This is a genomic window from Amycolatopsis pithecellobii, from assembly GCF_009707865.1.
In the GTDB taxonomy this organism is placed as follows: domain Bacteria; phylum Actinomycetota; class Actinomycetes; order Mycobacteriales; family Pseudonocardiaceae; genus Amycolatopsis_E; species Amycolatopsis_E pithecellobii.
Genome location: NZ_WMBA01000007.1, coordinates 102725 through 128907 on the forward strand (window position 1 = coordinate 102725; position 26183 = coordinate 128907).

Consider the following 26183-nt stretch of genomic DNA (forward strand, 5'->3'; position numbering starts at 1 on the left):
TCATCGCCGCTGTGTCAGCGTTAACGATCCTGATCGCAGGTTGCGGGAGCAGCAGCACCGGCGACAGCAGCAGTAACGCGTCAAGCAGCGGTAGCGGCGCCGGGGGTGCACAGGTGAGCGCGGCGAAGGCCGACATGGCTGCCTACGCCGGCAAGGCCTCTGCCTTCCCGGTCGGCACGCCACTCACCAAGCGGGTGCCTGCCGGCTCAACCTTGGCCTACCTGCAGTGCGCCGCGCCGACGTGTGCTCTCGCCGGAAAAGCTGTCGCCGGAGCGGCGCAGGCCCTCGGGTTGAACTACCACCCGGTCCAGTCCGGCTCCTCGTCGACCGACGTGACCGCCGCCATGAACTCGATCATCGCGCTCAATCCGAAGATCGTGATCATCCCTGGTCTCAACCCGGGACCCTTCTGCACCCAGCTCAAGCAGCTGACGTCGATGGGCGTGGGCGTCGGAACCTTCGGGGTTGTGGGCGCGCAGGCGTGCGGCGTGGAGGCGTCGATGAACGGCGAGACGTCGCAGAAACTCGGCGGTCGTCTGATGGCAGATTGGGTTGTCGCCAATAAAGGCGCGGAGGCCAAGGTCGCTCTGTACGTTTCCCCGGAACTTTCCTTCTCCGCGAACGTCCAGACCGGGTTCACGACACAGATGAAGGAGCTGTGCGCTTCCTGCTCGGTGCGCATCGTGAAAATCCCGCTGGCCTCCTATGCGAGCACAGCACCCAGCATGATGGTGTCGGACCTGCAGCGGAACGCCGACACAAACACTATGGTCTTCGACAACCAAGAAGGAGCTATCGGCCTGCCGTCCGCGCTGCGAACCGCTGGCCTCAGCGATCGGGTGAAAGAGATCGGGTGGGGCCCCGAGCCGGCAAACCTCTCTGACATCAAGTCCGGACAGATCACTGCAGGCGTTGGCGTTGACGTGCCGACCATGATCTGGATGGCGGTCGACGCTGCGATCCGTATTGCGACTGGGCAGCCGCTGGCCGGGGAAGAGACGCAAGGCGTACCGCCGACGCAGGTGTTGCAGCAATCAGACATCACCTTCGACCCAACTAACGGCTTCGCGCCTTACCCGGACTTTGCGCAGCGCTTCATCAAGCTGTGGGGCGCACCTTGACCGCCGGGGCCCCCGGTGTCGCATCACCTGGGGAGAGCAGCCGCGATTCGCTATTGGTTGTCAACGGGCTGTCCAAGACCTTCGCGGCGCTGCGAGCTCTAGACGATGTCTCGTTCACGGTGGGTAGAGGCGAGATCGTCGCTGTCGTCGGACAGAACGGTTCCGGCAAATCCACACTCGTCAAAGTGCTCGCAGGCGTCCATGAACCCGACCCAGGGTCGAGCGTCCGTCTCCGCGGACGGGAACTGGCAGCCGGCGGCGGGTCACTAGCGCCCGACGGACTGCACTTCATTCACCAGGACCTCGGGCTGGTACCGACGCTGAACACGATCGAGAACTTGGACCTGACACCAGGCCCGAACCGGAGACCTAAGCTCCTTCCCTTCAACCGGGCAGCCGAACGGCGTGACGCACGGCGATTGATCGAACGGTTCGGAACATCTTTCGACGTGGACCTGCCGATTTCGGGTTTGTCCCCGGAACAGCGAACCATCGTGGCCATCGCCCGCGCAATGAATGATTGGGCTGGTCCGGACGAAGTGTTAGTCCTCGACGAGCCGACCGCAGCACTTGAAGGCCAAGAGGTTGAGCAGCTGTTCACCGCCGTCAGGCGCGCAGCGAACAACGGTGCGGGAGTTATCTTCATCTCCCATCGGCTCGACGAAGTCATCAATCTGGCTCATCGCGTAGTTGCGCTGCGCGACGGGCGCGTCGTGGCCGACGTTTCTACATCGGACCTAGACCATCGTCGACTAATTCGGGTAATAGCAGGCCGGGACGTGAAAGGCGCCGTATGCGTCGGCGACGTACGCGGGGGAGTCGCGATAGCGGTTGACCATCTTGCAGGAGGAACCGTCCGTGATGTCAGCCTCGCCGTGCACGAGGGTGAAGTCGTGGGTATCTACGGTCTGCTCGGCTCAGGTAGAGAGCAACTCGGCCAGCTAATCTACGGGACGCTCCGTAGGACGACAGGCCGAATATCCGTCGCAGGTCGCGACCTGCGACGCGGAGACCCACGCGACGCAATGGCGTCGGGCGTGGCCTTTGTACCGAGCGACCGGCACCGCGACGGGGCCGTGATGACGTTGTCGATGCGGGAAAACCTCACTCTGCCAGAACTCGCGCCTCTCACTTCGAAGCTTGGTGCAGTGCGGTCAAGGGCGGAGGGTAGGGAAGCACACCACTGGGCCAGCCGTATCCAACTTAGCCCGGCCGAACCAGAACGAGCGTTACAGCTGTTCAGCGGCGGTAATCAACAAAAGGTGGTACTCGCTGCTCGTTTGCGAACCCGACCGCGCGTATTGATTCTCGACGAGCCGACGCAAGGCGTTGATGTCGCAGCGAAGTCTGCACTCTACGACCTCGTGGGAAACGCAGCCCAAGACGGGGCGAGCGTTCTGGTTTCCAGCTCGGACACCGAAGAGCTCGTGCAGATCTGCAACCGGGTGCTGGTAATGCGCGACGGGCGCGTCACCGCAGAAGTCGATCGTGAACATTTGTCTGAAGAACTCCTGGTTGCCGAAAGTCTCGGCCTAACGCAGGCCCCTCCTTCCGACGCCAAGGTCCTGAAACTGCGAGGAGAACATGATGCACGAGACTGCAGTTGACCCGGAGGTCATGGCGACACCAGCGGACGCGGTGATCCGGCGCGGCTACGTCGAGAAAACGTTGCTGCAACGCGCCTTGCACGTGGCGTCGTTCCGTAACGTCAGCGCTATCTACATTTTTGTAGCATTGTTCATCATCTTCTCCATCTGGGTTCCGTCGACGTTTCTTACGGCGGGGGTATGGAAATCCATGCTGGCCGGCCAAGCGTTGGTGGCGATTACGGCAATTGCTGTCGCTATTCCGCTGGCGGCTGGGCTCTTCGATCTTGCAGTTGGGGCCGAAGTTGGCATTGCCGGCATCCTCGTCGCGTGGCTGCTTCACGACCAGGGCGTGCCGATCCTGCCGGCCATTCTTCTCGCCGTACTCGCCGGCGCCGTCGTTGGCTCCGTAAGCGGGCTTTTAGTGGTTCGGGGACGTATCGACAGCTTCATCGCTACGTTGGGCATGAGTTCCGTATTGCTCGCGCTCACCGACTGGATTTCGTCGAACGAACAGATACTCGGGCTGTCGCCACATTTTCAGAACATTGCGACGACGACCTTCTTCGGTCTCGCGCTGCCGTTCTGGTTCATGCTCGCGCTCGGTGTTGTCGTCTGGTATGTGCTGGAACGCACGCCGGTCGGACGTCGCGTTTACGCGACCGGGGGGAACATCAACTCTGCGCGACTCAGCGGCGTTAAGACCAGCTACGTTGTAGTTGGAGCCCTGGCTGCTTGCGGAGCGCTAGCAGCTCTGGCAGGCATTCTACAAACGTCACTGACTGCGACGGGTGACCCGACGGTCGGGCCAGGCTTCCTGTTGCCGGCGTACGCGGCAGCGTTCCTAGGATCAACCCAGTTTCGTGGCGGCCGATACAACGTGTGGGGAACTGTCGTCGCGGTCTATGTACTCGCAACCGGCGTAACCGGGCTCCAGCTCGCCGGAGCGCCGGTTTGGATTCCGAACCTGTTCAACGGACTTGCGCTGCTGATCGCGGTAGCAATGGCGTCGGCCGGACGAGCCAGGACCAGGACCCTGGCGATACGACGAGTGATACGGCGTGGGCGTGTTTCTCGTGGAGACTGACCGCGGCCGGCGACCGCAACGAAACGAGGGACGGCGTGGGCAAACCGGCTGACATTTGTCAGCCGAACCATCGAGGGCGGCCACCGGACCATGAGTGACACCAAACTGCCGACCCGGCTGCGGCTCTGGGGCTTCCACAAGGCGGCTCAGGTGCGCCTGTTCCTCATCGCGCAGGCTTGTGAGCACACCGCCGATCCGCCGTCCGCCAGCCGTAACAGCCGGAGGTCCGGACCGCCCAAGTAGTGGTTCGGTCGCGTTGACGCCGTACCCGATGGTGGGCCTGCGGGCCGTCGGACATGAGCAGGGTCGAGTCGCTGCGCACGCCCGGTGTCTATGGGCGCGCAAGATCCACGTCGCGTTGAACTGCCGTAGAAGGTGGTGGCGCGGCGCATGGTGGAGCGGCTGATGCAGAGCCTGGGCCTGCAGAGGATTCGCCGCGAGAAGGCGGCGCCGCACCACGATCGGCGACAGGGCCGACACCGAACGCACCTCCGCGCCGCTTGGGCTCGACATGTTCAACCGGTTGGCCGTCGGCCGGCGGGTCTCCAGGGGCTGTCAGTGTCGGAGGAGCCGAAGCCGATGGCTGGGGAGTCGTCGGCTGCGGATGGGTTGAATGTGAAGATCGCTCAAGAGTTGTTGGCCAAAGCCCGCTCGGAGGGCGTGTCGGTGATATCCGGGCCCGAGCTTTCGGCGTATCTGACGGCGCTGGTCGGCTGAGTCAGGCATTCGGCTCGAGCTGATGTGTTGCTCCAGAGTCGAGGTCGACAGGTGCAACACCCAGCCCACGGCTGATCGCGTTGAGGTCCGCGTCCAAGTAATGCAGCGAGTTATCAGAACCCACCCCCAAGCTCGAACAACACGTTGAAGGGCTGGAGCAGCGTGCCCGCCAGGGGTCCACGCGGCCTGAGTCAGTTACCTGTCGTCATAGCGCGCCCTCGCGCGCATCGGGCCGAGCCTCGTGGTCCGGTCGTTCAATTTGCTGGCGGACAAGTCTGGCGTAGTGGCCATCGCGGGCAATCAGTTCCGGGTGCGTTCCTCGCTCGACGACGGATCCCTGGTCCAGCACGAGAATCGTGTCGGCGTCACGAATGGTGCTCAGTCGATGAGCGATGATGATCTGTGTACAGTCCAGCGTTCGCAGGTTCCGCGCGACCCGCTGCTCCGTTTCCACATCGAGATGGCTCGTGGCCTCGTCCAGCAGAAGGAATGCGGGCTTGCGGGAAACCGCGCGCGCGATGGACAGGCGTTGTCGCTGCCCACCGGAAAGCGCGCTGCCGCCCTCGGCGACGAAAGTGTCGTATCCCATCGGCATCGCCATGATGTCCTCATGTATCGCGGCGATCTTGGCTGCCTCGACCACACTGTCTCGCACCAGCCCCGGGCTGCTCAGGGCGATATTGGAGAATATCGACCCGCTGAACAGAGCGCTTTCCTGGAGCACGACCCCGAACTGGTGACGCACCTCCTGCAGGTCTAGGTGCTGCAGGGAAAGACCGTCATAGAACACGTCCCCTTCCGTGGGGACGTGCAGCCCCAGCAGCAGTTTGGCGAGCGTGCTCTTTCCCGACCCCGACGGCCCGACGATCGCTACCCGTTTGCCAGGGCCGATGGCCAAGTCGACTTGACGCAACACGTCCGGTGCACCTTCGGCATAGCGGAAGCCGACGTGGCGCAACCGTAGGTTTCCGGACAAGCGGGGAGCAGGTGCGACCTCGCGGCGGTACTGTTCCGGCTCGGCCGCTGTCACATCACTTATCCGGTCCAGATTGGCGCCAACGAGCTGGAACTGCTGGCCGCTGTTGACGAGGGAAGAGAGGGGCATGAAGAAGGCGGCGGCCAACGCCACCAATGCCACCATGGTGCCGAGACTGATCGATCCGTTGAGAACTTGTGTCGCCCCCACCCACAACAGCGCCAGTTGCCCCAGCGAACGCAGCGCCGTCAGGATCGCGGTCACCGTGCCGGAGGCGTAGTAGTAGCGCAGCGAGATGTTCAGATGATCGAAGAACGCGTTCGACCAGCGATCGAAGGCACCCTGTTCGGCTCCGGATGCTTTCAGCGTTGCAATACCGGAAAGCGCCTCGGCGAGATGGCCCTGCGCCTTCCCGAATGCCGCCAGTTCCTGATGCGCCAGCTTGCCGATGCGGCGGTTCGTGACCACAAGGAACATCACCTGCACCAACCCGAACACCAGCGTCAACAGGCCGAATGGCGGCGACTGCCAGAAGAGGATGACCAGGTAGAACGCGGCGAGCCCGCTGTCCATGACGGCGGAAAGCAACTGGTTGCTCAGTATCTCGCGCAACGTCGCGTTACTGGACGCCCGCGCCAGCAGGTCACCACTGGAGCGCTGCTGGAAGAACCCGTACGGCAGCAGGAAAAGATGCTCGACGAAGCTGAGCATCATGTGCATGTCGATGCGTGCCCGCAGATGTACGAGCAACCATTCCCGCAGCAGGCCGGCGACTGTGGTGGCGAGAAAGATCGCGAGGATGCCGATCCCCAGGACGGGCATCACTTCCCGCATCCGGTAAGGAAGGACCTGGTCCACGACCACCTTGGTCAGCAGTGGCAGGGCCAGCCCGAGCAGGAGGACGATGAGGGAGACGCCGACGATCTGCAGGAATGTCCAGGGGGCCCGCCGGAAATACTGGAGTATGTAGGTGCGGAACACCTGCCTGGAGGTCGCCGGCCGGCGGGCGAACGTCGCGCCGGGCTCGGGGCAGATCACGACTCCCGTGAAGCCGGCGCTGAACTCGTCGTGCGTCAGACGGTAACGTCCTCTGGCGGGATCGACGACGTCAACGTGTTTGCGTCCCCATGCTTCCACTACCAGGAAGTGATTGAACTCCCAGTGCACGATCGCCGGAAGCCGGAGGAAACGGAGATCGTTCTGCTGCACCGATACCGCCCGAACGCGCATGCCGTAGCGGCGTGCCGCCTGGACAATGTCCAACGCGGAAAGGCCGTCCCGGCCCACTCCCGAGCGCGTCCGCAACTCGGAGAGGGAGATCCGGCAACCGTAGTAATTGAGGACCATCGCAAGGCAAGCGAGCCCACACTCCACCTCGCTCATCTGCCGCACTTCGGGAACGCGTTGTCGCCGTACGATCTGGATCATCGATCACCCCGCGGCTCGGGCGAAACCGGGAAGGAGCGCAAGCAGGCGTTGTGAGCCGGAATCGACCTCAGCGGTTATGCGGCTCCCTGCGTAGGTGACGGCGGGCAGCGCCTGCCCGAGCCGTACCGTCGCGACGACGGACGGTTCCGTGATCAAATCCGAGCCGACCTCGACCCGGTAGCGTTCTCGCGCCGCCTCCGGGCTGATCGCCCCCGATTCAACCTGGGCGATGGCACCCTGCGCGTAGGTATCCGACGACCCGATCCGCATCTTGACGGTTCTGCCCACGAGCACCTGGCTCGACTGATCCGGTGGCAGGAAGAGGACGGCCGCGGCGCCGGCGTCAGCAGCCCGGAGCTCTTGCGGCCCGACAACGAGTCCGGGCGCGCTCAGGTAAGTGGGAATCCGGATCGACCACGCGAGGGCAGCGGCCCCGACGAGCAACACCAGCAGGATCCATGCGCACACAATGATCGGCCGGCCGACGAGGCGCGGAACGATGTCCTTCTCGGTGCGCCGCCGGTATTCCTCGATCGCGCGCGGCCGGAATATGGGGCGAGCAGGCATGATCAGGTCCCTCTTCTCAGCCGGTCCCCGACATGGTTGGAGGAGCCAGCAGCAGAACGGAAGGCACGTTGTCCGGCTCCGCCAGCCGGAGGAGTTCGTAGCCGATTCCGGCCAATCCCGTCATCAACCCCGGCGTTTCCACGCCCAGCGGGACACCGGTCACGGGGCCGTTGGCGCCCAGGCTCGCCACGATCTGCTCGGTCGCGCCCTCCAGGGCAGCGTTGTCTCCGGGCCTGTTGAGCATTCGCGCGGCGGTGAGGACGAAGTCCGCGTTTCCCAGTGCACCATGGCAGAGCGAGTGGTTCATCATGAACCCGTAGCGCGTCGTGATGCTCAGCGCACGGTCGATTTCAGCTCGTGTCGTCGGGTCGTCGAGCTGGTGCAACGCCGCCAAGCGGGCGAGCCCTATCCCGGGGGCACCGTGACACCAGGCCACCATGCTCTTGTGATCGGGGTTGTCCCGCCCGGGGAAGACCCGCAGGTCGGCCCAATTGCCAAGTTCTGGCACAAAAAGGCTCCGATCGTACTTCAACCCCTCGATGCCGGCTGCTCGAAATCGTTCCGCACCGCTGGCGTCGGCCAGTTTCAGCAGGCTCAAGGCGATACCGGCGGTGCCGTGCGAGAACCCACCCAGCGGCGGTTGGCCCGAAAGCGTCGTCCAGTTGGCCCCCTGGGCAGCGGGCTGGACGGTGGCGAGCAGCCGGTCCCCACAGCGGATCGCCACCTCCAACGTCCGTGGAGCGGGGCGGACGGCATGCAGGGCGAGCAGCGAGAGTGCACAGCCCGCCGAACCATAAATGATGTCAAGGCGTTCATCACCGGCAATGAGCGGCGACAGCCTCTCGACCAGTCCTTCAGCCTCGGCGAGGAGGCTCGCATCCGCCCAGAGGACACCCAGATTAGTGAGAAGATAGATAACCGAACCCACCCCGTCGAAGGCACCGACCGACAGCGAAGCGGCTTCCTCCCGCCGGGCTTCGAGCCAGGCCCCCACGTGGACCCGCACCGACTCGAGCGCTCGATGGGCCAGGACGGTGTGGGATTTCCGGCCGGTCACCGCGCCCAGGTAGGCCAGGAAGAGCGTGATTCCGGGAGTGCCGGCGTAGAGGTCGGACCCAGCCGGGAACAGGCCCCACGCCGACTCGTCCAGCGGCCCCACCCCAAGCCAGTACGCGCCGTTCTCGTTCTGGAACGCGAGTTCGCCGAGCCGTCCCCCTGCGGCATCGGCAAGTTCGAGTAACTGTGCACGGGTGACCGGACGCCCCACAGGTCGGCAAGCCGGCGGCCGCCCGATCGCGTCCTCGCGATCCATCCGAAGCGTCGCCAGTGAGGCCTCAATGATCCAGATTTGCCTGCCGAGGTCGTCCTCGCCCAGCCGGTAGAGCCGCTGCCTGACCAGATCCAGGCTCGGTGTATCGAGAAAGCCGGGAACTCCTTCGCCGTCCGAAGTAAAAATCGTCCGACTGTCGGGATACGTGGTGAATACCGGAATATCGCCGCGCCGCAGGTCGTGCTGCTCCGCCCGAATGACGCGAGCGAGATGGGGGCGTTGCGGGACCTCGGCCCAGAGACGGTCGAAGAAGCGATCGCGGTCGAGCGCGTCGCGCAGCACGTCCGGGTGGAAGCTCTCGTACCAGAGCAGACCGTAGACGTTGGTCGAGCGGATGACGACACGTATCTCGTCGCGGGCGAAGCGTGGCAGCCACTCAGCGAGCAGTTCTTCCCGGTGCCGGCGGAGCAGGCGGTACATCCGCGTGAAACCGGCGACGATTTCGTCCTGGTAATCCAGGACATTCACGTCCTTGTCGGCCAACCACGGCCGGTTTTCGGCTGCCGGTAGGTCGGCAAGCCGCCGGTCGAGCCGCATCTCGTCGCTTCCTTGTTCTTCCCAGCTGATAAGCGGATGCGGATTCGTCTGCCCCGCCTGCCCGCCCAGCCCACTCATGTCCACGCCCAGCGAGTCCTCGCCCGCCCAGATGCGCCGGGGCAGTATCCCGACCTGCCAAACCGATTCATCCAGCGCACCCGCAGCCGGATTTTCGGTCAATACCGGATCTCCGGCGTGCACGTGCGGATGAAAGAGGGCTTCGAGGTCGACCAGCACCGGATGCTCGCCCGCGGCAATCAGGTTCTCATTGTGAAAATCGGCGGCGCACAGCGCGTAAAGAACCGCCAAAAAACTCCCTTGACGTTCGTAAAACCGAGCTACTTCCGTCTCCGACGCGCAAGGCGATACGGCGACGAACGCGGACCAGCCGTATTTGCCGCGATCGATGAGTGTGAGGGGCTGGAAACGAGGCTCGGCCCCGCGGTCGTTCAACCAGGACAGCAACTCCTGGAAGTGCGCGTCGACGGCGAGCGGCTTTGGCTTGTAAAGCAGCCTCATGCCGGAGCCGAAGGTGACGAGCAGAACGCTACGTCCCCCTCGATGCCGGTCGCCTTTTCCCGCGTCGAGGTCGACCAGCGGCCCCGGATCGCCATCGGCGGCAGTGAAGACGTCGCGGATCGCGTGCCAGTCGGCGTGGAGGTGAGCCATGAATTCGGACAAATAGGCGGTCCACTGCTCGACGGTGACCACCAGTTGCCGCGCGAGAACGGGGTATCTGACCAAGAACGAGTCGACGAACCCCCGTTGGTCATGCTGGTGGAGGAAATGCTCGAACCGGGCTTGCGGTGTGTCACCTTCGAGATTTCCGCGAAGGCGCGCGATGTGCATTTCCAGGATGAGCGGCTTGCTGATCTGATACAGGACGGCGGGTGCGATATTCCGCTGGAATATCTTGCGCAGCGTCTCCGCATCCAAAAGCTCGGATCCGAATTTCTGCCGAATTTCTTTCAAATCCCCCATCAGGGATCGGAGGAAATGCTCGAAGAGTGGCGCGAGTGCCGGTAACCATTCCGCGAGAGGGTGTTCGATTTCGATTTCGTGGAGTGTATTCAGTAGCTTCTGATCCGGGTCGGCGCCGGTATAAGATTTGCGCAGCGCGGCCAGCCACTGCGGATACCGGGGAATCCGATCCTTCAGGAAATCCGCGGGCTCCGCGAGGATGGCAAGCAAATCCTTTGCTGACAGCGAATCGAGTGCGAGCCGTTTTTCGAGCAGCGGCTCGTGCTCGAACGGCTTCTGGGCTTTCCAAGTACGCAACCGGCGGGTCGCTCGCTCGGTGTCGAAGTGTCGAGCGGCTGCCTCCGCTGGTGCACCGCGCTCGGTCAGCGACAGCCCTCGATACCACGCTGCCGCTCGCCACACCTCGTGGCCCGCTGCCACATCTGCCATGGTTCTCACGACCGCCGCTTCCGCCCCGCCCCGCCTCGCTCGCCGGTTCAGCACATGTGGGGACCGCTGAACCATGGTCCAGCGGCCCCGAATTCTTTCGACCAGGCAACGCCACGGACACTGGAGTGGCCGGGCGCACTCGCCGATCGCCACTCAGCAGCTGGAGCAGGGGTTCAGGGAGTTGCCGCGGGTGGTCACGCAGGTCTTGGTATTGCAGCCGACGCTGGCCCCACTCTGTGCCGCGCCCAGGACTTCGCCCAGTTCGGCATCGGTCAGCTCGATGGCGCCCGCCGGGTTCGGCGGCAGAGCGGCCAGCTCTGCGCTGCTGAGGCTACCGCGGTACTCGGCGTCCTCCCACGCTCGAATGGTCTTGTCAATACTCATGACAGGTTCCTCAATGCCTTTTCTCGCAGGTGTTCACTACAGGTATTCTGATTACCCTATTGCTGCTCGGCGCATGCTTTCCGCGCCAAGCGTGGCCCTTTCAGAAGACCACCGCCTATTTCGGCCCGGAGAGAGCTGCCGGCGGGCGAAATATCCGCCGCCGCACCACGATTCGCGATCGCGCTATCCCGGCTGGGTCGATTACCAAGCCTGAACCGCGTACTGCATGACGTCAAGGGGAGCGAGAACATCAGTTTTGCCGGCGGGTGAGCATGTTGTTCTTCGCGTCTGCAGCGCACGTAATGATGAAGAATCACAGGGTCAGCACAGCGTTCGCGAATTAATCAAGAGTGACATTTGACATCCACTGCCTACGCCCCGATGTAGCCCGAGCGTTTCGCGGATCAGGTAGGTCTGGTTGTGAGCCAGCACGCCCGCGGTGTCGCAGAGCCCGGCTCGACCGGCTCGGCTTGCTGGGCGACCTCGAAGACATCGCCGGCGCGGGCCATCAGGGCTGCGGCCCCGTGCGCGAGTCGGTCGAGGCGTTCGGCGAGGGTGGCGGCGCTCAGCGCCTGCTGATACCAGTCGCGGCTGTGCAGGTCGATCGGCTGGGAGTCGCCGACGATCGCGACGTCGACGACCCGCTTGAGCAGGTCGGCCTTGGTGCCGAAGCGGACGTAGATGGTGCGGTGCCCGACGGTAACTGGGCTGCTGCCGCTCAGTTCGCTGCTTCCGCGATTACCGGCGGTGTGGCTCGCTGAGTTGGACGAGCTGTCACCGCGGTGAAGGGGGCACTAGCCAATTCGGCGACCCGCTGTCGATCTTGCTACGGCAAAGGGTCCGTTTGTGAGAGGTCGTAGCGCGGGTCGGTGTCGCGTCCGATGTACAGGTTGCCGATGCCGCGCATCAGCTCGTAGGGCCTCGTGCCGGTCCTGATGTCGCCGGCGCCGACAAGCTGCGCGCACACGGGCTCCAGGCGGTCGAGGAAGTAGCTGAGCAGCGCGGCGAAGCCGTGGGGACGGTAGACCGCGGTGACGAGATCGGCCCGGGTCGGAAAGTGGCGGTAGATCGTCCCCAGCCCGACACCCGCTTTGGCCGCGATCTGGCGTATCGGCGCGTCGACGCCGGAGGTGACGACGACCTCGGCGGCGGCGAGCAGCGTCTGCCGGTTGCGTACCGCGTCGGCCCGCTTGGTTCGGGGCGGCGCCTTCCCGGCGGACACCATGCTTCCTTCCAACGCGCCTTGACAAGCGGAACATCGTTCCGAATAATAAGTGGAACCATGTTCCGTCTCACGTTAGCTGAGGCCGGACGGGTTTGACCACTCACCTGCGCCGCCGGTAGCGGCACGGGCTCCAGAAGGGAACCTCCTATGAGTGCATCCACCGACACCGCCGCCTTCGGCTCGCCCGCTCCCGTCCTGTCGTACAGCCCGGTGGTTCTGTCCGTGCCCGGACGGCCCGTGGACCTCCAGGTCCGCGTCTCGGCGCCCGCGACCGGGGCCGGCCTGCCCGTCATCCTGTTCTCTCACGGCCACGGCGGCTCCAACAACCTCTCCTCGCTGAACGGGTACGCGCCCATCGCCAATCTCTGGGCGGCAGCCGGGTTCGTCGTCATCCAGCCCACCCACCTCAGCTCCAGCACACTGAGCCGTCAGCTCGCCGGCACCCCCGGAGCCCCCTTCTTCTGGCGCTCGCGTGCCGAGGACATGAGCGACATACTCGACCGGCTCGACGAGATCGAGAAGACTGTGCCGCAGCTGGCCGGGCGCATCGACCACAACAAGATCGCGGTGGCCGGGCACTCCCTCGGCGGCCACACCGCCGGCCTCCTGCTGGGCGCCCGCAGCGCCGACCCCGACACCGGGGAGGAAGTGAACCTGATCGAGCCCCGGATCAAGGCGGGCGTGCTGCTGGCCGCACCGGGCAGGGGCGGCGACATCCTCACCGGACCGATGGCCGAGGCCGTGCCGTTCTTCCACACCACCGACTTCTCCACAATGACCACCCCCACCCTGGTCGTCGCCGGCGACAAGGACGACTCGAAGCACTTCACCGACGTCGGCCCCGACTGGCACGCCGACCCCTACCACCTCGCCCCCGCACCCAAGACCCTGCTCACCTTGTTCGGCGCCGAGCACCTACTCGGCGGCATCTCCGGGTACGACGCCGAGGAGACCACCGACGAGAACTCCGAGCGGGTCGCCGCCGTCGCCCGCCTCACCTCGGCCTACCTGCGCACCCAGCTACAGCCCGGCGACCACGCCTGGCAGGCGGCGTGCCAGGCGCTGATGACCGGGGCCGACCCGGCCGGACGAGTCGAATCCAAATAGGCCGCCGCAGCGAAAGGCCACAGCAGTGTTCAGATCCTCCTGCCACGGAGGAAGATCCTGGCCCTTCCCGGCTTGCGGTACGGGGTGATCACCTCCGGGTTGAGGTCAGCACGGCGAAGGCTGTCGTCGCCGACGTCGGGTTCACCGCGGAACACCGGCTGGAGCGCTACCTCCGTCACGCCACGGCGGCCGCACTGACCTACGGCGATGCCGACTTCCACCTCGACCGGCTCGCCAGCCGGCTGGGGCTGTAGAAAGGGTCAGTCCCGCGTGGCGTGCAGGCCGGCGAGCAGGATCCGCAGGATGCGCTTGAGGGTCGGCAGGAATGGCAGGCAGGCAAAGGCGAGTTCCGGGTGCTGGGCGTAGACCTCGGCCATGGTCGGTGACGGCTTGGACGCCGGGTAGAACGTGCCCGCGAACGCCATCGCCGCGCCGACCAGTTCGAAACTCTCGTCGTCGGTCAGCGTCGGGTCGGCTGCGGCGACGGCCTTGCCCAGTTCGGTGAGCGCGTCCAGCGCGGTGCGCTTGAAGTCGCTTGCCGCGGGCACGGCCACGTTGTGCTCCAGGTTGATCTGCATCTGGCTGAGCAGATCGCACAGCAGCGTGCGCGCGGCGAGCGTCTCGGCGAGCGCGTCCACGACGCCGTCGCCCGCGGCCAAGCGCCGCAGCACCTCGGCCGCCCACTCCCGCCAGCACTCGGCGGTAAGCGCGAGGTAGATCTCCTCGCGGGTGCCGAAATAGCGCACCACATTGGACTTCGCCAGCCCGACGGCATCGGCGATGGCGCCGAGGGTCACGTTGCGAACCCCGGACGCGGTGGCCAGGTCGCGCGCCGCCGACAGGATGGCGTCGCGGCGCTCCTGTTTGTGTTCCGGGCTCCTGGCCCGCAGAAACTTTGCCTGGGACATCTCCTCGACATCATAGGGGCGAACTTAAAAGACTGCCGTTCTCTTGTTAAGAGGATGCTGTTCTGTTAGCTTGGGCGACATGATGACGGGAGGACGGACGTGACCGAGATCCGCCTGTGGGTGAACGGGTCCGCCGAGGCGCTGGACGTGGAGCCGCGGGTCAGCCTGCTGGACGCGCTGCGCGAACACCTCGGCCTGACCGGTACGAAGAAGGGATGCGACCAGGGCGCGTGCGGCGCATGCACCGTGCTGGCTGACGGGGTGCGGATCAACTCGTGCCTGGCGCTCGCCGTGCAGTACGCCGATCGCGAGATCACCACGATCGAGGGCGTCGACCATCCGCTGCAGGAGGCGTTCGTGAAGCACGACGGCTTCCAGTGCGGCTACTGCACATGCGGCCAGATCTGCTCCGCGGTGGGCATGCTGGCCGAGCACAAGGAGGGCATGCCCAGCGCGGTCACCGAGGATCCGGACGGACCGGGGGAGCTGTCCGAGGACGAGATCCGGGAACGCATGAGCGGCAACCTGTGCCGCTGCGGCGCCTACAACGGGATCGTCGGCGCGATCCAGGAGGTGGCCGGGTGAGATCGTTCGCCTACGTGGTCGCGCCGGACATGCCCACGGCGTTGCGGGTGATCGCCGATGAGCCGAACGCGAAGTTCCTCGGCGGCGGCACGAACCTCGTCGACCTGATGCGCCGCGACATCGAGCGCCCGGACACCGTCGTCGACATCACCCGCCTGCCGTTGACCGAGATCGACGAACTCCCGGACGGCTCCGTCCGGGTCGGCGCGCTCGTGCGCAACAGCACGCTGGCGGCGCATCCGCTCGTGCGCGCCCGGTATCCCGTGCTGTCCCAGGCGATCCTGCACGGAGCGTCCGCGCAGCTGCGGAACATGGCCACGGTCGGCGGAAACCTGGTGCAGCGCACCCGATGCCCGTACTTCGAGGACCTGGCGTCACCGTGCAACCGGCGGGAGCCGGGCAGCGGCTGCGGCGCGCTCGGCGGGTTGACCCGTGACCACGCGATCCTCGGCGTGAGCGAACACTGCATCGCCACGCATCCCTCGGACATGGCCGTCGCGCTCGTCGCGCTGGACGCCGTGGTGGAGTTGGAGAGCGCGCGTGGCGTGCGACGGGTCCCGGTGACCGAATTCCACCGGCTGCCCGGCGACCAGCCGCATCTCGAAACGGTCCTGGCCGCCGACGAACTGATCACCGCGATCGAACTCCCCGCGCTGCCGGTGGCGGCGACCTCGCGCTACCGCAAGATCCGCGACCGCGCCTCCTACGCCTTCGCCCTCGTCTCCGTCGCCGGGGCGCTGCGGGTGACCGACGGCCACGTCGACGCGGCCCGGCTGGCGCTCGGCGGGGTGGCGCCCACACCGTGGCGGGCGTACGCGGCCGAGCGGGTGCTGCTCGGCGCACCGGCCACGGAGGAGTCGTTTCACCGTGCCGCCGACGTGGAACTGGCCCCGGCGACCGCCCAGCCGCACAACGGTTTCAAGATCGAGCTGGCGCGCCGCACGATGGTGGCGACGCTGCGCCGCCTGCTGCCGAGCACGGAGGAATCAGCATGACCGGCACCCTGGACCCAGTGGTGGGCAAGCCGATCGACCGGGTCGACGGCAACGCCAAGACCACCGGCGGCGCCCGTTTCACCGCCGAGTACCCCTACCCCAACCTCGCCCACGCCGCGCTGGTCCACTCGACGATCGCGCGCGGCCGCATCGTGTCCGTCGACACGACGGCCGCGACCGCCGTGCCAGGCGTGATCGCCGTGCTCACCCACCACAACGCGCCCCCGATGAAGCCCGCGTCGAAGGCGAGCAGGCTGAACCTGAGCACGCTCGTGTCCGGCACGTCGGTCAACTTCCTCAACACCGACCAGGTCCACTGGAACGGCCAACCGGTCGCGGTGGTGGTCGCCGAGAGCGGCGAAGCGGCCCGTGCGGCGGCCCGGCTGGTCCGCGTCGGCTACCGGCCGTCGGAGTCCGTTGTGGACTTCGCGACGGCCCAGCGCGATGCCAAGCCGCAGCCGGGCAACGCCCTGATGCCCAGCGGCGCGAAGAAGGGTGACGCCGAGGCCGCGCTGGCGGCCGCGGCGGTGTCGGTGGACCTGCGGTTCACCACGCCGCCGTTGAACCACAACGCGATCGAGCCGCACGCGACGACAGCGGCCTGGGACGGCGATCGGCTCACAGTGCACGAGACGACGCAGAGCATCGACTGGCTGCGCAGCCACCTGGCACTCCGGTTCGCCGTGCCACGCGCCAACATCCGGATCGTCGCGCCGTACGTGGGCGGCGGCTTCGGCGGCAAGGGCTCGGTCTGGCCTGGCACCCTGCTTGCCGTGCTCGCCGCGCGTGCCACCGGGCGGCCGGTGCGGCTGTCGCTGACCCGGGAAGCGGTCTACCGCACGGTCGGCGGCCGCACCCCGTCGGTGCAACGGGTCGCCCTCGGCGCCGACTCGAACGGCAAGCTGTCCGCGCTCGTGCACACCAGCGTGAGCTACGTCGGCCGGGTCGGTGGCACGGGGGAACCGGTGACGTCCCAGTCCCGCCACCTGTACGCCGCCGACACCATGCTGCTGCGCCAGGACATCGTCGAGATGGACCTGATCCCGAACACCTTCATGCGCGCACCCGGCGAGGCCATCGGGACGTTCGGGCTGGAGGCGGCGGTGGACGAACTGGCCTACCGGCTGGGCCTCGACCCGATCGAGTTGCGGATGCGCAACGAGCCGGCCGTCAGCCCGGTGGACGGCCACAAGTTCTCCCACCGCCTGTTGCGCGAGGTCTACGCCCTCGGCGCGGACCGCTTCGGCTGGGCGAACCGGTCACCTCGGCCGGGTTCGATGCGCGACGGCCGCTGGCTGGTCGGCATGGGCGTGGCCACGGCGTACCACCCGGCCATGCGGTTCACCGCCGACGTGACGGTGCGGCTGTCCGCGGACGGCAGCGTCCTGGTCAGGTGCGGCTTCCACGAGATGGGCATGGGCGCGGCCACGGCACAGGCGCAGATCGCGGCTGACGCGCTCGGCGTGCCGTTCGAGGCCGTGCGCGTGGCCTACGGCGACTCGGATCTGCCCGCGGCCCCGATGGCCGGCGGTTCGATCCAGACCGCCACCGCGGCAGGCAGTGTGCTGGCCGCGTCCGAGAAGCTGAAGCGGCGCCTGCGCTCGCTCGCCCGGCGGCACGGCACCGACGGCGTGCACCACGCCGAGACCCTCGTTAGGGCCGGCCTACCGGCCATCGAGGCAGCCGTCGGCTCGGGCACCCGGCTGGGCCGGCTCGCAAGCCAGGCACGGCTGATGAGCACGATCATGCGGGACCGGCGCTGGGCGAGGGCCGCGTGCGGCGCGCAGTTCTGCGAGGTGCGTGTCGATCCCGACACCGGCGAGGTGCGGGTGACGCGGTGGACCGGGGTGTTCGACATCGGCCGGGTGGTCAACCCGAAGACGGCCGCCAGCCAGATGCGCGGCGGCATCGTGATGGGCATCGGTATGGCGCTGGCCGAGGAGACTCTCGTCGACCCGCGCACCGGCCGGATCATGAACCCCGGTCTCGCCGGCTACCACCTCCCCGTGCACGCCGACATCCCGCCGATCGACGTGGCGTTCCTCGACGATCCCGACCCGACCATGCCGCTGGGCATCGTCGGCGCGGGCGAGGTGAGCATCACGGGCGTGGCCGCGGCCGTGGCCAACGCCGTCCATCACGCGACCGGCAGGCGCATCCACGATCTGCCGATCACGCTGGACAAGGTGATGTCGGCGTAGTCGCGAACTCTGGTGTCGGCTGCGCCGAGGGTGATCGTGATCTTCATCGGCGCGGGTTTCAACCCCAGGCTGGCCGCCGCATCGTCGCTGGCCACCTTCGTCATCGGCTCGGTGCATTTCAACCTGGGACCCGACGCACAGGATCCAGCGACGACGAGTTCGTCTGACAGTCCTGGGTGGAGAGGTATCTCCACCCAGGATACGGTCGCTGACCGAAGACAGGGACGGCCTGAATTCCTAGCGTTGTGCACGTTCAGACGAGGTGTCGACAGCTGGGAGGTGGGACTGGTGAGTGGTCCTGTTGAGGTCATCCTGATCATCGCCGCGATCGGTTATGTGCTGACTCGCCGGCTGATCGGGGAGCCGGCGGAGGGGCGGCGCATCTTGCTCCTCCCGGTCGTGCTCACCGGGGTTGGCGTCCTGGATCTGGCCAAGGCCACGTTGTCGCCGGTGTCGATCGGCTTCCTGGTCGGCACGACCGCGATCAGCCTCGCGCTCGGCCTGTTGCGCGGGGCCAGTATCCGGGTGTTCGAGCAGAACGGCGTGGTCTTCTTGCGCTACACGGCGACCACCGTGGTGCTCTGGGCGGTCAACCTCGGGATCAAGCTCCTCGGGAGCGTGACACTCGGCCTGGTGGACCCGATGGCGGAGCACGCGGCCGGCACCGGGCTGATGTTCACGCTCGGCGTGGGCATGGTGGTGGAGGGATTGGCGGTGCTGGCCAAAGCGATGCGATCCGGCGGCCGGATCGTGTGGCAGAAGGGCCGGAACGGGCAGCCGCACGCTACGTCCTCCCTGCTGGACGGATTGCAGCAGAAGGTGCGGGCCACGGACTGGTCGCAGCAGGGCCGTCGTCGCCGGGGTGGTGGTCTCGCGTCCGTCATCGAGGACGTGCGTGCCCTCGACTTCCGGCAGCCGAACAACGGCACCAGCCCCTACGATGGGCCGCAGCGCAGCGCCGACCTGCCGATCTTCGACCGGCGCACCCGCGAACGGTGACGGCGACCGGCCGTCGAGGACAATTCGAGCCGATGAACACCGAAAGCGATGACACGGCTTGGGTCGTGGCTCCTGCGACCGCGGGGTTGACGCCGCGGTTCGCCGATGAGTTGATCCGCCCGTTCGTCGTCGCGACCGTCTCGGTGATCACCCTGATTGAGCTGTCGGCGCGTCCGCCGGGCCGGTTCTCCGGCCTGATCTGGGCACTGACCGCGGTGGTGATCGTCGTGGGTGTCGCTTCTTTCTGCCCCTGGCATCGGCTCCGGGATTCGGCGCAGTTCGCGCTGGCGTCCGTGCTCGCGGTCGCCGGCGCGCTGCTGTTCGCGCTGGCGCCGACGACCGCGGCCGTGGCGTTCGTGTTCGTCGCCTCCGCGACCGCCGGCGAAAAGCTGGCGTCCCGGCAGACGGCGTTCACGATCGTCGGCGCCACGACCGTGATCACGATGGTCGCGACCTGGGCAGCAGGCTCACTGCTGCGCGTGCCGGGCGAGCCTGTGTGGTGGCTGTCGCTGGCCGTGGGTCTGCCGCTGTACATCGGCATCGCCCGCAGGGAGCGGAAAGACGCGCTCGCCGTCGCCGAGTTCGCCGCCCAGCAGAGCCGGCGCGCCGCGGCGTCCGAGGCTCGGGAGGCAGCGCTGGAGGAGCGCGGCCGGATCGCCCGGGAGATCCACGACGTGCTCGGCCACTCGCTATCCGGCATCGCCATGCAACTGGACATGACAGACGCCCTGCTCGCCGGAGGCCGGGCTGCGGAAGCCGGCGAGGCCGTGCGCCGGGCGCGCGCCCTGGCGGTGTCCGGGATGGGAGAGACCCGGCGGGCGATCCACGCGCTGCGCGACGACACGTTGCCGCTGCCGGAGACCCTGTCCCGGCTGGCCGACAGCAGCAGCGCCAGCTGCGCGGTCGAGGGTGAGCCGGGCGAAGTACCGGTCGAGGTGGCCCAAGCCGTCATCCGTACCGCGCAGGAGGCGATCACCAACGCGCATCGGCACGCACCCGGCGCCAAGGTGAGCCTGCTACTGGAGTACCAAGACCAGCTGGTTCGGCTCACCGTCACCGACACCGGCGCGCCCGCCGCGCACCGCAACGAATCGGGCAGTGGGATGGGTCTGGTCGGGATGCGCGAACGCGCCTCTCTGCTCGGTGGCACATTGCGCGCCGGCCCGCTCGAACCGCCCGAGCAGGGGTGGACCGTGAGATTGGAGTTGCCGCGATGACCCCGATCCGGCTGCTGATCGTCGACGACCAGGCCGCGGTCCGGGACGCGCTCGCCGTCATGCTCGACCTCGATCCCGACATCACCGTGGTGGGCACCGCCGGAAACGGCAAGGAGGCCATCGCCGCGGTGGACGAGCACGGCCCGGAGGTCGTGCTGATGGATCTGCACATGCCGGTGATGGGCGGTGTGGAGGCCACCACGGTGCTGCAGCAATCCCGGCCGGAACTGCCCGTCGTGGTGTTGACCACCTTCGAGGACGACGAGTCCGTGCTTGCCGCCTTGCGCGCCGGCGCTCGCGGCTACCTGACCAAGGATGCCAATCGCGGCACCATCGTCCAGGCCGTGCGCAGCGCCCACGCCGGCCATGCGGTGCTCAACCCCGACGTACAAATGCGCCTGCTCAACCTGGCCACGCGTACCGGCTCGCCGCAACCACAGGAACCGGACGCCGCCGCGCAGCTGACCGCACGGGAGCGGGAGATCCTGGATTTGATCGGCCAAGGACTGCGAAACGGTGAGATCGCCCGGCGGTTGTACATCAGCGAAGCCACCGTGAAGACCCACGTCAACAACCTCTTTGCGAAAGCGGGTCTGCACTCCCGCGCCGACGCCGTGCGGCTCGCCCTCAGCCGCAACGGCGCGACTCGGCCCGAGGAATAGCCGGGGACCCGCCGGTTCGGCGGACCCTCATTCCGTGGTCCGTCAGCTCGCCCAGGTGACCGGCAGTTCGGTGATTCCACCGGTCAAGTGGTCGCTGCGAACGGGAAGGTCGTGGACGCGGGCGGCCAGTTGCACGGTCGGAAACCGGCTGAACAATGCGGTGAACACGGCCCGTAGTTCGGTGCGGGCGAGGCTGGCGCCGATGCAGAAGTGCGCGCCGTGGCCGAACGCCAAGTGGTTGTTGGGCGCGCGGGAGGGGTCGAACACATCGGGATCGGCGAACATCGCCGGGTCACGGTTCGCCGCGCTGGGGGCCAGCAGCACCGCGTCGCCCTGCCGGATGAGCACTCCGCCGATCTCGATATCGGCGTGGGCGTAGCGCAACACCCCGAGGTCCGCGGGCGCGGCCATGCGCAGGATTTCCTCGACGATCCCCGTAATCTGGCCCGCGGGGTCGGCGAGGAACGCGACCTGGCGAGCCGGGTTCGCCAACAGCAGCAGCACCCCGAGATCGATCCGGTTGACGGTGGTCTCGTGACCGGCGAACAGCAGCCCAGCAGCCAGCCCAGCCAGTTTTTCGTCGGTGAATGACGGGTCGTCAGCTTGCGCACGGACCAGGTCGGACAGTACGTCCTGCGCGGGATGAACCCTTTTGGCGGCGGCCAACCGGCCCATATAGGCGTGGAAGTCGGCCATCGCCGTCGCCGCGTCTCCGGAGGAGTTCATCCGACTGGCCCGATGAGACAGGTCGCGAAAGTACTCGCGGTCGGTGACCGGAACCCCGAGCAGTTCGCTGATCACCAGGGCGGGCAACGGAAACGACAGGTGTGCGTGCAGGTCGACCGGCTGGTGTGGGGCACGGCCTCGCGCCGCGGCCATCTCGTCAAGGCATTGCCCCACCAACTCGGCGACACGGTCGTCCAGGGCACGCATCCGCTTCGCCGAGAAGGCCGGCCGCAGCAACGCCCGCATGCGCGCGTGATCCGCGTGCTCGGTGTCGTAGTCGCCGTCCGGGCCGCCCATGATCGCGGTGTCGCTGAGGGTGGGCGCGGTGGCGGCATCCGGATGTGAGCGGCCGAGCTGCGGGTCGGCGAACAGGGTGCGGGCCTGCTCATAGCCGGTGACCAGCCAGGCCAGGTCGCCGGCGGGTGTGCGCACTCGTGCCACTGGCGCCCGCTGGCGCAACTCCCCGAAAGCCGGGGCGGGGTCGAGCATGGTGGACCGGCTGAACGGGAGTTGCGGAAGCTCGGTGGGTTTGGCGGTCATCAGCGTTCCTTTCCGGTAATGGCCACCCTGGAAAACGGGGCCGTCATCTCGAGTGAGGGTAAGGAGGCCGACCGGCTCCGGTCCTGGTCCCAGCGCCGTATTTCGGGTGGAGACTCACCTCCACCCGAAATACGGCGAGGACCGCAGGACATCACGGTCGGGTACTTCTAACGTGATTGTCAGACGCACGCCGAACCGAAATTCCGGATTCTCTGGAACGAATATTCATTCGAAAGGAATGGCACTCGATGAGTTACCTCCGAGGCTTCGCGCCGTGGATCGCCTTCTCCCTGGTGTCATCGTTCGGCTGGCAGTGGGCAGCACTGGTCGCGCTGGGCATCAGCGGGGCTTCCCTGGTGATCAACCGTCGTGCCGGAACGAAGCTCGACGGGCAGATCCTGGATATCGGCATGATCACCTACTTCGCCGCTCTCACCGCGTTGGCCTTCGCCGCACCGCACTCGCCGCTGCAGAGCTACGACACCCCGATCTCCACGGCCTGGTTGGGGCTGATCGCGCTGACCAGCCTGGCGATCGGCCAGCCCTTCACGCTCGGCATCGCGCGCCGCAGGGTCGCGCCGGAAGTCGCCAATTCGCCGCAGTTCCGCCACATCAACATGGTCATCACCGCGATCTGGACGATCAGCTTCATATTCATCTCGGCGGCCGGGTTCGCCTGCGTCGCGCTGCACGGCGGCATCGTTGCGCAGATCGCCTACCAGGTCGTCGGATTCGGCCTACCTGCGTACTTCACCCGCCGGTACACCGCGCGGATCCGGAACCGCCGCGCCGCCCAACCCGACGCCGATGAGAGGTTTCGGGTTGGACTCCAATCAGGATCGATGCTCAAGTGAAATGGTTGCCGCGCGATGCGGTCACCAGTCGATCAGTCCGGCGAACGCTTCCTCGGTCAGCACGGCGCCATCGCGTTCGCCTTTGGGGTAGTCGGTGAGGCGGGCGAGGATGGAATCGGGGTGGCCTTGACGCCGGCTGGGTCGACGAAGGCGAACATCGGTGCCAGGCGGACGGCGGAAACACCCGCAGGCGCTCGCACGGGGATCAGGCTGAGGTGGCGGGTCGATCGGCGAAGACACCGTGCAGCATCCCGGTGGCCTGCCCGATCTCGATGAGGTACCCATCCGGGTCGCGGAGGTAGCATCGCAACTCGGCCTTGCGGTCCTTGGGTTCCGTGAGAAAGTGTGCGCCTTTCGCGCGGGCGTCGGCATAAAATCGGGCGATGTCGGCGACGCGGATGTTGAGGAAGGCCGACACCGGGTCCCCGGGCTGGGGCGGGGTCAGCACGATATCTGGTTTGTCCGGTGTGGGGCCGCCTCCGGGATTCATGATGATCCAGCTGTTGGCGATCCGGACGGCGGCGGGGTTCTCCTCGAGCACGACTTGCCCACCGAAGATGTCCGCGTAGAACTCTCGCGACACCTTCACATCACGCACGGTCAGGAAATGCGTCACAACCAGCCCGTGCCGTGGTGCCGGGAAATCGTCACGGTCCGACATTGGTGTCTCCTTACGATCGTCTGGTCACAAGCCGCCGACCCGTGCGGCCCGCCCGGTGTAGCAAATGATGTGCTTCTCCGTATCGGAGGTCGCCAGGATCAACGACACACCGGTAGGGCCACCTCGCCTGGCACAGGTGAACCCGTGGGCTGACGGTGTCGGGGCGGCGCGGGTGCGTAGCTTCCGCATCCGTAACGCCTCACGCCCCGGCTGTGCTCGTCCTCGAACTCGCCCAGTTCGGGCGGACAGTCCCCGGATCTCGGCGAGCGCTGCGGGTCCGAAATGACGTTGGCTGGGCCGCTGCCATCAGCCGGTCTTGCGTGCGGCACCGACGAAAAGGAAGCCGCCGAGGTGTCGTTCGAACCGGCCGGTGCCGTGCAGTCCGTGCCGCGCCAGCTCTTCGGCGAATTCGTCGGCCTCGAAGCGGTTGTCCCGCGGATGCACGGTGAGTGTGCGCATCGCCCGGGTGTTCAGCATCCACCGGGGCACCTCCTCGAACAACAGCAGGCCGCCCGGTCGCAGGGTCCGGGCGATCTCGCGCACCCCGGTCTGCCACTCCGGAGCGTGGTGGATGATCCCGAAGTCCACCACGGCATCGAAGCCGCCGTCCGGCTGCTCGATCTCGCATACGTCGCCGACGGACACCGAGCACGCCGCGTCCGGGCGCCGGTACAGCCGCCGTCGCGCGGACTCGACCATCGTCGGGTCGAGATCGAACGCGGTGACCCGGCCGGCGTCGAGCCGGTCGAGCAGCACCTCCACGCCGACACCCCGGCCGCAACCGACCTCCAGCACGTGTTGCCCGGACAGCGCACCGCCGGCCAGCCGCCGGAACCAGGACGCCTCCCGGTGATGCTGATGTGCGGCCCGCACCGCATTGTTCATCGCCGCACGCTCGACCCAGTTCAATAGCATCCCGGACTCCTGTTCACGCCGTCACGGAGCACGACCGGTACCGCGCACGCGCCCGGATCGGGCGGTAGTACACCGGGTCCGGCTCGCCGATTTCAACCGTCCGCCGGCCGCTCCACGGTTTATTGTCCGAGTGTTCGATCCAACGTCGGGATTTTGTCACCCCTGATGCATATTAAATCTCCTGATCGCCCTATTGCTATATCTGATCGCCGCCGTGGCCCGGCCGGTTTATGCTCGTTTCCAGTGTCAGGAATCATTTTTCGGACCGGAGCTAAATGTGGATCGGTTTCTGTGCTGCGAACGGCAGGTCGTCGATGACCTTTTGCCGGGCATGGACGAGTGTCTGGCCGATATCCCGCTGTCCGAATTGGAACGGCAGGAAAACCCGGGCCTCGACGTGTTCCGCAGGTGTGGTGGGCCTGCGCTGCTGGTCCCCGAGCAGTTCGCCGGGCTGGGGGCGGATCCCGTGCAGGCGGTGCGGGTGCAGCGAGCCATCGGCGCGCGGTCGCCGTCGCTGGCGGTGGCCACGACGATGCACCACTTCTCGGTCGCGAGTCTCGTGGAGACCGGCAAGCGGAGCACGGGTTTCGAGTGGATGCTGCTGGAGGCGATCGCTCGAGATCGGTTGTTGGTGGCGTCCGGGTTCGCGGAAGGCCGTACCGGCCAAGGGATTCTGGCCCCCACGATGCGGGCGCAGGAACGCGGTGGACGGATCGTGCTGAACGGTTCCAAGCGGCCGTGCAGTCTGGCCCGGTCGATGGATCTGCTCACCGCGTCGGTGCTGCTGCCCGCGGAGAACGGGACGGGCGAAGGGTTCGCGATCGCGCTCGTTCCGAAAGGCACGCCCGGGCTCTCGGTGAAGCCTTTCTGGAACAGTTTCGTGCTCGTCGGCACGCAAAGCGACGAAGTGGTACTCGACAACGTCGAGGTGCCGCCGAATCTCGTCGTTCGTATCGACGTCACCCCCGAACGACCGCTCGACGATCTGCAGACGACCGGATTTCTCTGGTTCGAGCTTTTGATGTCGGCCTCATATCTGGGGGTGGCGAGCGCCCTGGTGGAACGAATGCTGGCCTCCTCCCGCGCGGACGCGGGCCTACGCGCGAGCGTGCTCGTCGACGTGGAAAGCGCCATGGCCGCTCTTGAGAGTGTCGCGCTCGGGATGACCACCGGCCTGCTCGGCGAGGCGGCGCTGGCGCGGGCGCTGGTGTGCCGCTACGCCACACAGGACGCGGTCGCTCGCGCGGTCACCCGCTGCGTGGAGGGGCTGGGCGGGATGGCCTACATCGGCGCCGACGACGTGGCCTACCTGGCGGCGGCCTCCGCGGCGCTGGCCTTCCACCCGCCCGCACGGGACGGCATGGCGCGGGCATTGTGCGAGTACTACGACGGAAGCCCGATGCGCGTGCCCTGATCCGCAACCCGTCGCGCCGTCCCAGTCCGTG

General features: G+C 66.7%; 25 protein-coding genes. 15 read left to right on the plus strand and 10 right to left on the minus strand.

From position 1 onward, the window contains the following. Positions 1–113: 113 nt before the first annotated feature. The 5 genes from GKO32_RS07080 (at position 114) to GKO32_RS07100 (ending at position 4511) form a co-directional block, all read left to right on the plus strand. Complete coding sequence (locus GKO32_RS07080) at positions 114–1121, plus strand: sugar ABC transporter substrate-binding protein (protein WP_166459415.1); 1008 nt, start codon at positions 114–116, stop codon at positions 1119–1121. Between the two features lie 53 nt (positions 1122–1174). After that, positions 1175–2728, plus strand: coding sequence for a sugar ABC transporter ATP-binding protein (locus GKO32_RS07085; protein ID WP_166459416.1), 1554 nt, complete (start codon positions 1175–1177; stop codon positions 2726–2728). Continuing rightward, positions 2709–3794, plus strand: a complete 1086-nt coding sequence (locus GKO32_RS07090; RefSeq protein ID WP_166459417.1) for an ABC transporter permease — start codon at positions 2709–2711, stop codon at positions 3792–3794. The genes GKO32_RS07085 and GKO32_RS07090 overlap by 20 nt, the downstream gene beginning before the upstream one ends. 90 nt (positions 3795–3884) lie before the next feature. Beyond that, positions 3885–4037: a hypothetical protein gene (locus GKO32_RS07095; RefSeq protein WP_154755977.1), complete on the plus strand. Its 153-nt coding sequence runs from the start codon at positions 3885–3887 to the stop codon at positions 4035–4037. A 336-nt stretch (positions 4038–4373) separates the two neighbouring features. Beyond that, a complete protein-coding gene (locus GKO32_RS07100; RefSeq protein WP_154755978.1) occupies positions 4374–4511 on the plus strand; it encodes a hypothetical protein in 138 nt (45 codons plus the stop codon). A gap of 205 nt (positions 4512–4716) precedes the next feature. Here the strand turns inward: GKO32_RS07100 and GKO32_RS07105 are convergent, their stop codons facing one another. The 4 genes from GKO32_RS07105 to GKO32_RS07120 all read right to left on the minus strand — a co-directional run bounded on the left by GKO32_RS07105 (position 4717) and on the right by GKO32_RS07120 (position 11143). Then, positions 4717–6915 (minus strand): peptidase domain-containing ABC transporter, encoded by a 2199-nt coding sequence (locus GKO32_RS07105; RefSeq protein ID WP_154755979.1) that lies wholly within the window; start codon positions 6913–6915, stop codon positions 4717–4719. A 3-nt stretch (positions 6916–6918) separates the two neighbouring features. Next, positions 6919–7482: a hypothetical protein gene (locus GKO32_RS07110; RefSeq protein WP_154755980.1), complete on the minus strand. Its 564-nt coding sequence runs from the start codon at positions 7480–7482 to the stop codon at positions 6919–6921. 16 nt (positions 7483–7498) lie between these two features. Continuing rightward, positions 7499–10759: a type 2 lanthipeptide synthetase LanM family protein gene (locus tag GKO32_RS07115; protein ID WP_166459419.1), complete on the minus strand. Its 3261-nt coding sequence runs from the start codon at positions 10757–10759 to the stop codon at positions 7499–7501. A 153-nt stretch (positions 10760–10912) separates the two neighbouring features. Beyond that, positions 10913–11143 (minus strand): mersacidin/lichenicidin family type 2 lantibiotic, encoded by a 231-nt coding sequence (locus GKO32_RS07120; RefSeq protein ID WP_154755982.1) that lies wholly within the window; start codon positions 11141–11143, stop codon positions 10913–10915. A gap of 470 nt (positions 11144–11613) precedes the next feature. On the opposite strand from GKO32_RS07120, the gene GKO32_RS07125 reads away from it, so the two are divergent. After that, the gene (locus tag GKO32_RS07125) at positions 11614–11904 is read left to right on the plus strand and encodes a hypothetical protein (RefSeq protein WP_154755983.1); all 291 of its coding nucleotides are present in this window, start codon (positions 11614–11616) and stop codon (positions 11902–11904) included. Between the two features lie 65 nt (positions 11905–11969). Here the strand turns inward: GKO32_RS07125 and GKO32_RS07130 are convergent, their stop codons facing one another. Beyond that, positions 11970–12368, minus strand: coding sequence for a TetR/AcrR family transcriptional regulator (locus GKO32_RS07130; protein ID WP_154755984.1), 399 nt, complete (start codon positions 12366–12368; stop codon positions 11970–11972). Positions 12369–12515: 147 nt separating this feature from the next. On the opposite strand from GKO32_RS07130, the gene GKO32_RS07135 reads away from it, so the two are divergent. Then, on the plus strand, positions 12516–13475 hold the full coding sequence (locus GKO32_RS07135) for an alpha/beta hydrolase family protein (RefSeq protein ID WP_154755985.1): 960 nt from the start codon (positions 12516–12518) through the stop codon (positions 13473–13475). 29 nt (positions 13476–13504) lie between these two features. Here the strand turns inward: GKO32_RS07135 and GKO32_RS07140 are convergent, their stop codons facing one another. Next, on the minus strand, positions 13505–13654 hold the full coding sequence (locus GKO32_RS07140; RefSeq protein WP_154755986.1) for a hypothetical protein: 150 nt from the start codon (positions 13652–13654) through the stop codon (positions 13505–13507). Between the two features lie 81 nt (positions 13655–13735). Continuing rightward, positions 13736–14383, minus strand: coding sequence for a TetR/AcrR family transcriptional regulator (locus GKO32_RS07145; protein WP_154755987.1), 648 nt, complete (start codon positions 14381–14383; stop codon positions 13736–13738). A 99-nt stretch (positions 14384–14482) separates the two neighbouring features. Here GKO32_RS07145 and GKO32_RS07150 point away from each other — a divergent pair, with 99 nt between their 5' ends. The 6 genes from GKO32_RS07150 (at position 14483) to GKO32_RS07175 (ending at position 21042) form a co-directional block, all read left to right on the plus strand. Beyond that, complete coding sequence (locus GKO32_RS07150) at positions 14483–14968, plus strand: 2Fe-2S iron-sulfur cluster-binding protein (protein WP_312867614.1); 486 nt, start codon at positions 14483–14485, stop codon at positions 14966–14968. Further along, positions 14965–15963 (plus strand): FAD binding domain-containing protein, encoded by a 999-nt coding sequence (locus tag GKO32_RS07155; RefSeq protein ID WP_312867615.1) that lies wholly within the window; start codon positions 14965–14967, stop codon positions 15961–15963. The genes GKO32_RS07150 and GKO32_RS07155 overlap by 4 nt, the downstream gene beginning before the upstream one ends. After that, on the plus strand, positions 15960–18164 hold the full coding sequence (locus GKO32_RS07160) for a xanthine dehydrogenase family protein molybdopterin-binding subunit (RefSeq protein WP_154755988.1): 2205 nt from the start codon (positions 15960–15962) through the stop codon (positions 18162–18164). Before GKO32_RS07155 ends, GKO32_RS07160 begins: the two co-directional genes overlap by 4 nt. Positions 18165–18452: 288 nt before the next feature. Next, a complete protein-coding gene (locus tag GKO32_RS07165; protein WP_154755989.1) occupies positions 18453–19163 on the plus strand; it encodes a DUF1453 domain-containing protein in 711 nt (236 codons plus the stop codon). A gap of 32 nt (positions 19164–19195) precedes the next feature. Then, positions 19196–20380 (plus strand): sensor histidine kinase, encoded by a 1185-nt coding sequence (locus tag GKO32_RS07170; RefSeq protein WP_154755990.1) that lies wholly within the window; start codon positions 19196–19198, stop codon positions 20378–20380. Then, entirely contained in the window at positions 20377–21042 is a 666-nt protein-coding gene (locus GKO32_RS07175; protein WP_154755991.1) for a response regulator, read from the plus strand. Before GKO32_RS07170 ends, GKO32_RS07175 begins: the two co-directional genes overlap by 4 nt. 42 nt (positions 21043–21084) lie before the next feature. On the opposite strand, the gene GKO32_RS07180 is transcribed toward GKO32_RS07175, so the two are convergent. Beyond that, positions 21085–22308 carry a cytochrome P450 gene (locus GKO32_RS07180; RefSeq protein ID WP_154755992.1) on the minus strand — a complete coding sequence of 408 codons (1224 nt, stop codon included), beginning with the start codon at positions 22306–22308 and terminating at the stop codon, positions 21085–21087. Between the two features lie 248 nt (positions 22309–22556). Between GKO32_RS07180 and GKO32_RS07185 the strand changes: the two genes are divergently transcribed. Then, entirely contained in the window at positions 22557–23162 is a 606-nt protein-coding gene (locus tag GKO32_RS07185) for a hypothetical protein (RefSeq protein WP_154755993.1), read from the plus strand. A gap of 205 nt (positions 23163–23367) precedes the next feature. Here GKO32_RS07185 and GKO32_RS07190 read toward each other — a convergent pair whose 3' ends face one another. Further along, entirely contained in the window at positions 23368–23823 is a 456-nt protein-coding gene (locus GKO32_RS07190; RefSeq protein WP_154755994.1) for a VOC family protein, read from the minus strand. Positions 23824–24129: 306 nt separating this feature from the next. Next, the gene (locus tag GKO32_RS07195) at positions 24130–24738 is read right to left on the minus strand and encodes a class I SAM-dependent methyltransferase (protein ID WP_154755995.1); all 609 of its coding nucleotides are present in this window, start codon (positions 24736–24738) and stop codon (positions 24130–24132) included. A gap of 277 nt (positions 24739–25015) precedes the next feature. On the opposite strand from GKO32_RS07195, the gene GKO32_RS07200 reads away from it, so the two are divergent. Then, positions 25016–26152, plus strand: coding sequence for an acyl-CoA dehydrogenase family protein (locus GKO32_RS07200; RefSeq protein WP_312867616.1), 1137 nt, complete (start codon positions 25016–25018; stop codon positions 26150–26152). Positions 26153–26183: the final 31 nt, after the last annotated feature.